The following is an 11,194-nucleotide window of genomic DNA, read 5'->3' on the forward strand; positions in this document are numbered from 1 at the left end:
TGTTTCGTATCTCGGACTCGCTACGAGACTAGGAACGATGGTTACTCCGAGTGCGGCGGAGAATCTTCGCGCTGAATCACACTGGGCGTCTCTTCATGATCGGCCTTACTCGGCGTATCAAACCCAAAGACAAAGACGACCGCCAGGATGATCATCACGAAACCGACGATGTAATTCCATTTGAGCGGCTCGCGGAGAAACGTCACGGCGAAGACGCAAAAGACGACCAGCGTGATCACCTCTTGCATGATCTTCAGTTGCGCGGCGCTGTATCGCTCGTGCCCCCAGCGATTAGCGGGCACTTGCAGGCAATACTCAAAGAACGCGATTCCCCAGCTCGCCAAGATCACCACCCACAGGGCGCTGCTCTTGAACTTCAAATGCCCATACCAGGCGAATGTCATGAAGATGTTCGAGAGGATCAGCAGCACGATGGTGGCCATAAAAAAACGACGCTCGCTAGAGCGTCGCCTCAGTTGTAATGGTGGGTAGTAGCGACAAGGCGCATCACTTCGCACCGAATCACCGAACACTCGCTCGCGCAGCGGGCTAGTGTTCGATCTTTTCGATGCTCGGCACATTACGGGACGCCGAACTTATTCGTCGGTCACGCAACCTTCTGAAGCGCTTTTCACATTCTTGATGTACTTGTAAAGCGTGCCGCGGGTCGCTTTGTAGGCCGGAGCCTTCCAAGCGGCCAAGCGTTTCGCCATCTCATCGGCCGGCACGTCGACGTCAATCGAGTTGGTGTCGGCGTCGATCGTGACGATGTCGCCATTTTGAACGAGCGCGACCGGGCCTCCGTCTTGCGCCTCAGGCGTGATATGCCCAACGATGAAACCGTGCGAGCCGCCGGAGAAGCGGCCATCGGTCAGCAGTGCGACATCGCTGCCGAGACCGGCCCCCATAATCGCCGAGGTCGGAGTCAGCATCTCCGGCATGCCGGGGCCTCCCTTGGGACCTTCGTAGCGAATAATGACGACGTCTCCCTTTTTGATCTTCTTGTCTTCCAGCGCGTGCAACATGTCTTCTTCGCTATCAAAGACATTGGCCGGCCCTTGAAAGCGGAGTCCTTCTTTGCCGGTGATCTTGGCGACGGCGCCTTCGGGGGCCAGCGTGCCCTTCAAGATCTGGATGTGACCGGAGGACTTGATCGGGTCCGACAGTGGGTGGACGATCTTCTGGCCTTCTTTCAAGCCGGGAAGATCGGCGATGTTTTCGGCCAGCGTCTTGCCGGTCACCGTCATACAGTCCCCCTTCAAGAAGCCTTCGGCCAGCAGATACTTCAGGACGGCCGGCGTACCGCCGATCGAGTGCAGATCTTCTTGCACAAACTTGCCGCTCGGCTTCAGATCGGCCAAGAAAGGGACGCGATCGCTGACCGTTTGGAAGTCGTCGATCGACAGGTCGACATCCACCGCGCGAGCCATCGCGATCAAGTGCAACACGGCGTTGGTCGAACCGCCGAGCGCCATCACCGTGACCATCGCGTTTTCAAACGCATCACGGGTCATGATGTCGCGCGGCTTAATATCTTTCTCCAGCAAGTAGCGCATCGCTTTGCCGGCGTCGATGCATTCTTGCTGCTTCGCCGGATCTTCGGCCGGAATGCTGCTGCTGTAAGGCAGCGTCATGCCCATCGCTTCGATCGCCGTCGCCATCGTGTTGGCGGTGTACATGCCGCCGCAAGCGCCCGCTCCAGGACAAGCTTTGTGCACGATTTCTTTGCGTTCTTCTTCGGTGATTCCTTCCGAGAGGAATTGCCCGTAGCACTGGAAAGCCGAGACGATGTCGAGCTTCTCTCCCTTGCTGGTGTGGCCCGGTTTGATCGTACCGCCGTAGACCATGATCGACGGACGGTTCAAACGCCCCATCGCGATCAAACATCCCGGCATGTTTTTGTCGCAGCCCGGCAGCGCGATCAGTCCGTCGTACCACTGACCGCCCATGACCGTTTCGATCGAGTCGGCGATCAGGTCGCGAGATTGGAGCGAGAAGCTCATCCCTTCGGTCCCCATCGAGATGCCGTCGCTCACGCCGATCGTGTTGAACCGCATCCCGACCATGTCGGCGCCTACCACCCCTTTTTTCACCACTTCCGAGAGCTGATTCAGGTGCATGTTGCACGTGTTGCCCTCGTACCAAATGCTGGCGATGCCAACCTGCGCTTTGTCCATGTCGGCGTCGGTCATGCCGGTTCCGTAAAGCATGGCCTGCGACGCGCCCTGGCTTTTTGGCTGGGTAACGCGGCTGCTGTACTTGTTGAGCGGGGCGGACATCAAACGCTCCTTCAGTTCACTTGCGAGAGTAATGGGGGGTAGAAAGAATTACGCATTTTAGCTGGCTTTTGTCCGGCTGACTAGAAAGCGGCGAAAGCACGCTCCAGGCGAGCGAAATCCGACCGAATGTCCGGTTATTAACGATTTCTCAATGATTGCCGCTAATTTCCACGACCTATAATTCCCTATTGTCGTATCGAGGAAATAATAAACGGATTTCCCTAAAACCAGATTTGTAGTCCAACGATGCTGCGTCACGAATCACTGCTGATCTGCGCCCTTCTCGTCACCTCGGGCGGCGTTTGGGTTCGCGCTCAAAATCCGCCCAAGCCAGAAGCCGCTCCGCCGGCGGCGACATCGGCCTGGAAAGAAGAGTACGCGCGCAGCGTCGGCATCACCGCTTACACCTACGCGTTTCCGTACTACTACAATGCTCAGCTCCGCTGGAAGTGGGTTGCGGAACCGAGCGAAAAAGGCAAGAGCGCCTACGCGGCCGTCAATCATTTTTTTCACGCCAAACGTCTGACCACCGCCAAGTACCGTGACGGCGGCAGCCCCAATAACGACACGCTCTACTCGATCGCCTGGGTCGACGTTTCCCGCGAGCCGGTCATTCTGTCGATTCCCGATATGGCCGATCGCTACTACTCGTTTGAGTTCGCAGCGTTTAACTCTGACAATTTCGCTTCGGTTGGCCAACGGACCAACGGCAGCGGGCCTGGCAATTTTGCAATTGTCGGACCGGACTTCGCCGACGCGTTGCCCAGCGGCGTGATCGCATTGGCCAAATCGCCGACTCCCTGGGTTTTGGTGATGGGACGAACGCTCGTTTACAGTCCGCAAGACGTAATGTACGTCCGAGAACTCCAAGCCCAATACAAACTGACGCCGCTGTCGTACTGGGGAAAAAACAACGTTTCATTGCCTGAAACCCGCGACGTTTGGCAACCGCTGGATCCGGCCAATGATCCGCTCGCCGTTTGGAAGACGATCAATCGAGCGCTCTCCGAAAATCCTCCCCCCAAGTCGCAGCAAGGGCTGATCGATCTGTTTGCGACGCTCAAAATTGGTCCAGGACAAAACGTCGCCAAACTTGATCCCGCCTATCAAGCCGGACTCGCTCGCGCCGCCGTCGATGGGCAGAAAATCTTAGAGAAAGCATTGCTCGACGACCCCGACGCGGTGGTCATCAACGGCTGGAAATATCCGCCTCCGGCGCTCGGACGAGCCGGCGACAAAGGGGAATATCTGGTTCGCGCGGCGCAGCAGTCCCTTGGCGGCATCGTCGCCAGCGATCCGGCCGAATCGGTCTTTTTGGTCGCTCACGTCGACGCCGAAGGAAAAAAATTGACCGGCGCGAAAAAATACGAGCTCGTTTTCCCTCCCGGAAAACTCCCTCCGGCCAAAGCTTTCTGGTCGATCACGATGTATAGCGGTGACGCGAATCTCGTCGAGAATCCACTAGAACGCTATTCGATCACCAGTCGCACGATAAGCGCAAAACCCGACAAGAAGGAAGGGCTGAAGATCTCGATCCAGCACGAAGCGCTCTCAGGCGCCGCGGCGAAGAATTGGCTGCCAGCTCCGCAAGGGAGTTTCTATCTAATCTTGCGCACTTACAATCCCGATGCCGAAATCGTTGAGCAAACCTGGACGCCGCCGGCGATCACGGTTCGAACGATTCCAGAAAAGCCAAAACAATAGCCAGGCCCGGTGGCGCAGACAGGACAATTGGGCTAGCACCCTGCCGATGAGGCTTTGCCCGAAAACCCGCTCTATTGGAAAACGGAATCGGCCGAATTGTTGCGGCGAATTTTTAAGCGGGCGCGCGAGAGAGTCGGGCCAATCGAATTGACCGGGATTCCCAATTGCCGACTGATTTCTTCGTACGAGAGTCCTTCGAGATGAAATCGGCGAACGACATCGGCTTCGAGTCCAGAGAGCGACTCTAACCAGGCTTCGATCTGGTCGCGATCTTCAATCCGCTTCTCCACCGTCCAAGTCACCGGCGTTTTTGTCTCGCCGTTGAGGGCGAATTGCAGCGAGCGTTCGCGAATTCGGCGATGCAACTGCCGAATCGTCACCCGGCGAGCGATCACCGTCAAATAGGTCGCAAGTGAGCATTTACGGCGAAAATCTCGCAGCGCACGAAAATCTTTGCGTACCAGCCGAGCGAACACGTCGGCCGCCAAATCTTCCCGATCTTCGACCGTAATATCGACTCCCTTGGCCCGCGCCGTGTGATCCACGACGTGCACGACCAGCCCGATGAACCGGTCGACGAGCGCTTCCCAAGCGCACGGCTCACCGTCCAGACAGCTGTCGAGCAATTTGCGATCCGTGTCAGTTAGGGCCACATCGGCCTCGCAAGGGAGTGAAAATTCGGCCGGATGGAAGAAACTCCACCCTGGCGGGATTCTATTTGGAGCCCCCTCCTGAGGCAAGATTGCCCTGAGCATTTGATACCGGCAGTCTATCTTGACAGCCTATTATAGCAGGGATAACTTACGGTAAAGCTGTTCTGGATTAAGACTTTCGGCGAAATTGCCGCTCGCGGAATAATCTGCAAAGATTTTGTTTTTGCTCCGACTTGCGGGCGGGGCCGCCGTCATTTAGCGACGCATTCGCGAGGAGAATAGGAAAAGCGATGACTCACGTAGTTTGCCAACCCTGCTTTGGGTGCAAGTACACCGATTGTGTAGTCGTTTGCCCGGTGGAATGTTTCTACGAAGGGGACAAGATCCTCTACATTCACCCGGAAGAGTGCATCGACTGCGAAGCGTGCGTGCCGGAGTGCCCGGTCGAAGCGATCTTCCACGAAGATAACGTGCCGGAAGAATGGCAAGGTTTTATCGAACTGAACGCCGAAATGGCGCCGCAGTGCGAAGTGATCACCGAGAAAAAAGAACCGCTCGTCGACGACAACTAAAACCGCGTTGCGATCGTCGCTTGCATTGCAGCTATCGAATCCATCACGAAGCCGTGACGTTCCTACGTCGCGGCTTTTTTTTGCGCGATTTGCCGCATTCTTTTTTCGCTCAACTCGTATTGCTCCTCGCGTTCGAGCGACGTTAGGATGGAGCCTACTGCTGACATGAAGTCGCTGAATCGCCCTCCTCCTCGCCTCACGAAGGGAACGCTGTATGAGTCAATATGCTTGCCATTGCTGTCAGCAAGTTTTTGACAAAGCGACCGATCCCTGTTTTATCGTTCGCTTGACTGCCTTCCTCGAGATCGAACCGCAACTTGACGAGTACGATCTTCACGACACCGACCACGATCATCTCTCCGCGATCTCTGACGCGATCGAAAAGATTCAAAGCCTGGACGATCCGACGCTGCACGAAGATCACTTGGAACGCAACTTCCAGTTGTGCCGCGATTGCTATCAGCGATTTATGGCCGATCCGATCTCACGCGACGTCAGCGCCTCGATCTCGTTCAGCGCCAACTAGTCTTGCGAACTTGTTCCGCTCGCTTCGATGCGTCACGCCGATACTCTTCGTAGCCCGACGCGCGAGCGAGGGAAATGCGGCCGCAAGTAAAGGACGACTGTCGAAGCTTGAATGTCGAATGAAGCACGAATGACGAATTCGATCGTCATTCGACATGGAATAGAGACCGCATTCCCCTCGCTCGCGCTTCGAGCTACGAAGAAAAGCGGTCTATTTCGACCGATTCTAGCGATTTTGTTGACCCACTGGTCATCTCGTTGACAATGAAGTGAGAGGACCGCCCTTCTTTTGCGGTCTAGAGAGATACAATTCCCCGTCTTCTCCGCGCCTCTCCCAACGTCGACTGATTGTATGACTATCCGCCTACCGCTCGCCGCTCTCCTGTTTACTGCGCTGCTCCTTTCGCCGGCGACGGCCGATATCTTGCAGCTGAAGAACGGGATGACCATCGAAGGCAAGCTCGGCAAGATCGCTTCGATCGGCGAAGGAGTCTTCGACAACAATGCGGCCGGCGCCGTCGCGTTGCAGCTGATCGTCATCGCCGACGATGACCTCCGCCGCACCTATGTCCCCAGCTACCTGGTCAAAAACGTCCAGCCGTCGCCGCCGGCGCTTGAAGAGCATATCTATATCGAGCAACGGGTTCCGCCCAAGGGGGAGCGCGTCGCGATCATCGGCGCCAGCATTCGGATCACGCCGTTTGATCAATGGGGACGTCGCATCTATTCGATGGACACCGCGCGTGGCAAGATTGACGTGATTCAAGGGATCACCGAAATCACCCCCCGCTGGACGAAGGTGGAAGGCTTACAAGCTTCGCATTCGTACGTCTGGGACATGCGGATGCGCACCAGCAGCATTCCGCGCGAAACTCTCAGCAAGATCTTGCGGCAACAATTGGACTCGTCCGACGCCGATCAACGATTGAAAATTGTCCGTCTTTATCTGCAAGGAGAACGCTATCAAGACGCCGCTCTCGAGCTGGCCGAAGTGATTCGCGATTTCCCAGAGCTCTCTGATTTGAAAAAGCAAATCAGCGGATTGCGACAACTTGCTTCGCAAAACTTGATTCGCGAGATTGAACTGCGACAATCGTCAGGACAACATACGCTCTCCTACCAGATGCTATCCCGGTTTCCGGATGAAGGAGTCGCAGGCGAAACGCTTTTGAAAGTGCGGCAAATGCTCTCGGAGTACGACTCTGTCTCGCAGCGCCGCGCTCGCGCCGTCGAACTGCTGGAAAAATATGCGGCCGAGTTCGCCGATCCGGCGAAAAAGCCGCAGGTTGAGGTGGCGGTCAACGAGATCAAAACCGACTGTTCGATCAACACGATCAATCGCTTGACCGACTTCATGCGGCTGGCCGACGATGGCGCGCTCTCCGCCGAAGAAAAACTTTCGCTCGCAATCAGCGGCTGGATCTTGGGCGCCAACAACGGCACGCAAAACCTGGCCGTCGCGCTGAGCGCTTATGAAGTCCGCGGACTCGCCCAGCAGTATCTGTCAAACCGAGTCGAAGTCGACAAAGCCGGCATCTTGAAACAACTAGAGTCGATGGAAGCCGGCACGCCTGAATATCTGGCCAAAATCATCCTGAATATGAAGCCGCCGCGGAGCGAAGACGACGCTCTTAGCGAGTCCGAGATTCCTGGCTACACGCTGATGACCGCTCCCGGCATCACGGGGCGCGATGACTTTCAGTACTACGTGCAGCTTCCGCCGGATTACGATCCTTATCGTCGCTATCCGACCATCGTCACCCTGAACGGCGGCACGACGCCCGAACAGCAGATCGACTGGTGGGCCGGCGCGTACAACAAAGACGCCGGCATGCGACTCGGCCAAGCGACTCGGCACGGCTATATCGTGATCGCGCCGGTCTGGCGCGAAGAGCATCAGTTCAACTACCAGTACTCGGCCCAAGAGCACGCCGCCGTCCTGAAGTCGCTGCGCAGCGCCATGCGCCGCTTCTCCATCGACACCGACCGCGTCTTTTTGACCGGACATTCGCTGGGTGGAGACGCGGCGTGGGACATCGGTCTGGCCCATCCCGATCTGTGGGCCGGCGTGCTGCCGATTGTCGCTACTGCCGATAAGTACGTTTCTCGTTATTGGGAAAACGCGCGCTACGTGCCGATGTACTTTGTCCATGGTCAGTTCGACGGCAACAAGCTAGAGAAGAACGCGCGCGACTGGGATCGCTACCTGCAAAAAAATAACATGGACGTCACCGTGGTCGAGTATCTCGGTCGCGGTCATGAGCATTTCCAGGAAGAGATCCAAGAGATGTTCACTTGGATGGGGCTTCACCAGCGAAACTTCACGCCGAAAGAGTTTGAACTCTCGACAATGCGTCCCTGGGACAACTTTTTCTACTGGGTCGAAGTTCGCGACCTGCCGCAGCGCGGGCAAGTGCTGCCTGCCGAATGGCCGCAGCCCCGCGCGACGACTACCGATATCGAAGCAAAAATCTTGGCCACTAACGGCGTCTCGGTCCAATCCAAGTCCGGGGGCGCTACCGTTTACTTTACGCCTGAGATGGTCGACTTCAGCAAACGAGCGACAATCAACATCGACCGCCGCAGCTTCGATCGAGAACTAAAACCAACCGCCGAAGTCATGCTCGAAGACGCCAGAACCCGGGCCGACCGCCAACATCCGTTTTGGGCCAAGGTCGATACGTCGGATAAATAAAGCGGAAAGCCGAGAGCGGAAAGCGGTGTCATAATGACTCGCACAACCGTATCCCTCTTCTCCGCTTTCCCGTTTCCGCTTTGCTCACTACTTCTGGGGCGCAAACCCATCTCGCACGCCCCCATCAAACCCGATCAACGGTTGCGGATTCTTCTCGATCCCCAACTTGCGGCATCCGGGGCCGATCTTTTTCACTCCCAAGTCGCTATCCATCTCGGCCGCTATTTTGCGGAGGCGCTCGACCACATCGGCGTTGTCGGGGGCGACATTTTTCGCTTCGCTGATGTCTTCGTGCAAGTTGTAGAGAGCTCCCTCTTTCAGGCGCAGCTTCCACGGACCGCTGCGGACCGCTTCTAAATCATAGCCCCGATAGAAATAGAAGACGTCGTGCGGCGACTTCGCCTCTTTGACACCTGCCAAGATCGGCCCGATGTCGGCGCCGTCAATCTTGCGATCGGTCGGCGTCGTTCCGCCGGCCAACTTGACCAGCGTCGGCAACACGTCGATCATGCCGACCACTGCGTCGCTGCTGGAACCGGCCGGAACTTTGCCGGGCCAACGCACGATCGTCGGGACTCGCATCCCTCCCTCATAGGTTGTCGCTTTGCCGGCTCGCAGCGGTTTGTTGACCGCGCCAAACCGAGTTTGCCCGCCGTTGTCCGAAGTAAAGATCACCAACGTCCGCTGGTCCAATCCCAGATCCTTCAGCGCTTGCAGCACCTGGCCGACGCTCCAATCGACTTCTTCGACCCAGTCGTTGTAGAGCCCGTGTGAATTCTTGCCACGAAATGCGTCGCCGGGATACATCGGAAAATGGACCGCCGAGTGAGGCAAGTACAAAAAGAACGGCTTCTCTTGATGATCGCGGATAAACTGGATCGCTTCTTCGGTGTAGTTGGTCACCAGTTCGGTCTGATCCTTCGCTAACACGCGCTGCAAAACCGTCTCGTTCCGCAACAGCGGCAACGGCGGCTGGCCTTTTCCTTTTCGCTGCGGAATCGGCGCCCCATAGTTGCTCTTCACGCCGTCAGCGGCCGGCCCCATATCATTCGAGTAAGGCAAGCCATAGTAATAGTCAAACCCTTGTCGCGTCGGCAAAAAGTCAGGCTGATCCCCCAAGTGCCATTTGCCGATGATCGCGGTCGCATACCCCTGCTCTTTCATCAGCTCGGCGATCGTCACTTCGTTTGGGCTCATCCCTTCGGCGTTGCCGGGAAATAGGACATGCGGAATCGTCAGCGCCCGCTTCGGATAACACCCGGTCATCAGCGCGGCCCGCGACGGAGAACAAACAGGCGCCGCGTAAAAACAGGTGAGCTTCATCCCCTCATCGGCCATCGCGTTCAGATTGGGAGTCCGATTTACTTCCGACCCAAACGGCTCAATATCGGCGTAACCCAGGTCATCGATGTTGATAATGACAAAGTTCGGCTTGGTGGCCACTTCCTGGGCGCAGCTGGAAGAAACGAGCCAGCCGACAACGATCAACAGCGCTAGCAAGCGCGAAAGCGAAACAGGCATGAGGTCAGTCCAAAGCGGGGGCGATTTGGTAGGTAAGAGCCTTTGATTGTCGCTGATCGCCCAAGTCGGGTCAAATATTGCTCCCCGCAGCGTTCTTTTTCGCGCACGCCAAGCCGTAGCATGGATTCGAATCCCAGCAAGCTTAGCTTGAGAAGAAAAAGTCGCCTTTCGCAGAGCGAAAGGCGACTTTGGGCCCAACCGACTTTTCTCTGTCGCCTCGATGCGTCGAGGCGATGACCGAAGAATTGGAGTGCGAACGCCTGCACCCGATCTGGCTTAGGCAAATCCGTTAGCAAATGCTTGCTGCAGGTATGCGCAGCTAAATTTGCCGAACAGTTTTACGACCATGCATTTACCATTCGTAGCGACTAGCGTGATCGTCGCACGAGGCGTGAGACTGGCGATGTCCTCCAGGTCGGTGTTATTAAACTTCGGGGCATCGTCGCCATTCTTGCAGAAGTCCCAGCTCGACAACGCCATGTCAAAGCCGGTAAAGTCGAGACTCTCCTTTTTCATGAAATCGAGCACGTAGTCGGTTTCCACATCCTCAGGAACCGCTCCTTCACTATCGAGCTTCGAGTTGGTTCCATTCGCATTAAAGGCGAACGTGTCGATACCACGTCCCCCTTTCAGGATGTCATTTCCCTTGTCGCCGCTGAGAATGTCCCGGCCGGCTCCGCCACGAATTTTGTCGTCGTCGCCGCCGCCGTAGAGTTCGTCATTTCCGCGGCCGCCACCGAGAAAATCATCGCCGTTGTTGCCGAGGAGAAAATCTCCTCCCTTTCCGCCTCTTACGGTGTCGTCTCCATTGCCAGCGACGAGCAGATCTTCACCGTGGCCTCCTTGGAGGAGGTCATCGCCATCTCCACCGACTAATTTGTCATCGCCCTGATTGCCGTAAAGTTGGTCGGCGTCATCTCCACCTTCAAGCAAGTCGTTTCCGTCACCACCATAGATGAGATCTTCGCCGGCGTCGCCAAAAAGTTGATCGTCCCCTAGATCACCGTAGATGGTGTCCACTCCATCGTTGCCGTGGATGATATCGCCGCCAGAGTTGCCAAACAGCGTATCATCGCCAGCGTCACCCTGGATGGTGTCCGCTCCGGAGCCGCCGTAGACCAGATCATTGTCTCGGCCGCCAAAGATCGTATCGTTATTGCCGCCGCCGTAGATCGTGTCTTCGCCTTTACCGCCGAGCAACAGATCGCCGCCGTTGTACCCGTAGATGGTGTCGTTTCCATCGTT

Annotated in this window: 9 protein-coding genes; 4 read left to right on the forward strand and 5 right to left on the reverse strand. The window is 56.6% G+C overall.

Translation table 11 applies throughout. The features are described 5' to 3' along the window. Positions 1-41: 41 nt before the first annotated feature. A complete protein-coding gene (locus tag DSM3645_RS07430; protein ID WP_002651482.1) occupies positions 42-443 on the reverse strand; it encodes a DMT family protein in 402 nt (133 codons plus the stop codon). Positions 444-596: 153 nt separating this feature from the next. After that, the gene (gene ilvD / locus DSM3645_RS07435) at positions 597-2,279 is read right to left on the reverse strand and encodes a dihydroxy-acid dehydratase (RefSeq protein WP_002651483.1); all 1,683 of its coding nucleotides are present in this window, start codon (positions 2,277-2,279) and stop codon (positions 597-599) included. 246 nt (positions 2,280-2,525) lie between these two features. On the opposite strand from ilvD, the gene DSM3645_RS07440 reads away from it, so the two are divergent. Then, a complete protein-coding gene (locus DSM3645_RS07440) occupies positions 2,526-3,983 on the forward strand; it encodes a DUF1254 domain-containing protein (protein WP_002651484.1) in 1,458 nt (485 codons plus the stop codon). 71 nt (positions 3,984-4,054) lie between these two features. Here DSM3645_RS07440 and DSM3645_RS07445 read toward each other — a convergent pair whose 3' ends face one another. Further along, positions 4,055-4,636: an RNA polymerase sigma factor gene (locus tag DSM3645_RS07445; RefSeq protein WP_002651485.1), complete on the reverse strand. Its 582-nt coding sequence runs from the start codon at positions 4,634-4,636 to the stop codon at positions 4,055-4,057. A 290-nt stretch (positions 4,637-4,926) separates the two neighbouring features. Here DSM3645_RS07445 and DSM3645_RS07450 point away from each other — a divergent pair, with 290 nt between their 5' ends. The 3 genes from DSM3645_RS07450 to DSM3645_RS07460 all read left to right on the forward strand — a co-directional run bounded on the left by DSM3645_RS07450 (position 4,927) and on the right by DSM3645_RS07460 (position 8,428). Further along, positions 4,927-5,208 (forward strand): ferredoxin family protein, encoded by a 282-nt coding sequence (locus DSM3645_RS07450; RefSeq protein WP_040351682.1) that lies wholly within the window; start codon positions 4,927-4,929, stop codon positions 5,206-5,208. Positions 5,209-5,422: 214 nt separating this feature from the next. After that, positions 5,423-5,734, forward strand: coding sequence for a hypothetical protein (locus DSM3645_RS07455; protein WP_002651488.1), 312 nt, complete (start codon positions 5,423-5,425; stop codon positions 5,732-5,734). 351 nt (positions 5,735-6,085) lie between these two features. Next, positions 6,086-8,428: a carboxylesterase family protein gene (locus DSM3645_RS07460; RefSeq protein WP_002651489.1), complete on the forward strand. Its 2,343-nt coding sequence runs from the start codon at positions 6,086-6,088 to the stop codon at positions 8,426-8,428. A gap of 87 nt (positions 8,429-8,515) precedes the next feature. Here the strand turns inward: DSM3645_RS07460 and DSM3645_RS07465 are convergent, their stop codons facing one another. Both DSM3645_RS07465 and DSM3645_RS27880 read right to left on the reverse strand, forming a co-directional pair. Then, entirely contained in the window at positions 8,516-9,949 is a 1,434-nt protein-coding gene (locus DSM3645_RS07465) for a sulfatase family protein (protein ID WP_002651490.1), read from the reverse strand. Positions 9,950-10,225: 276 nt separating this feature from the next. Next, a partial coding sequence (locus DSM3645_RS27880) for a calcium-binding protein (protein WP_002651491.1) occupies positions 10,226-11,194 on the reverse strand: 969 nt, incomplete at its 5' end.

The organism is Blastopirellula marina DSM 3645 (assembly GCF_000153105.1).
Classification (GTDB): Bacteria; Planctomycetota; Planctomycetia; order Pirellulales; family Pirellulaceae; genus Blastopirellula; species Blastopirellula marina.

Bases quoted from the DNA above. Each gene is read 5' to 3' on its own strand.
- DSM3645_RS07465 (WP_002651490.1), bottom strand. From the start codon at position 9,949: ATGCCTGTTTCGCTTTCGCGCTTGCTAGCGCTGTTGATCGTTGTCGGC.
- DSM3645_RS07440 (WP_002651484.1), top strand. From the start codon at position 2,526: ATGCTGCGTCACGAATCACTGCTGATCTGCGCCCTTCTCGTCACCTCG.
- DSM3645_RS07460 (WP_002651489.1), top strand. From the start codon at position 6,086: ATGACTATCCGCCTACCGCTCGCCGCTCTCCTGTTTACTGCGCTGCTC.
- ilvD (WP_002651483.1), bottom strand. From the start codon at position 2,279: ATGTCCGCCCCGCTCAACAAGTACAGCAGCCGCGTTACCCAGCCAAAA.
- DSM3645_RS07430 (WP_002651482.1), bottom strand. From the start codon at position 443: ATGGCCACCATCGTGCTGCTGATCCTCTCGAACATCTTCATGACATTC.
- DSM3645_RS07450 (WP_040351682.1), top strand. From the start codon at position 4,927: ATGACTCACGTAGTTTGCCAACCCTGCTTTGGGTGCAAGTACACCGAT.
- DSM3645_RS07455 (WP_002651488.1), top strand. From the start codon at position 5,423: ATGAGTCAATATGCTTGCCATTGCTGTCAGCAAGTTTTTGACAAAGCG.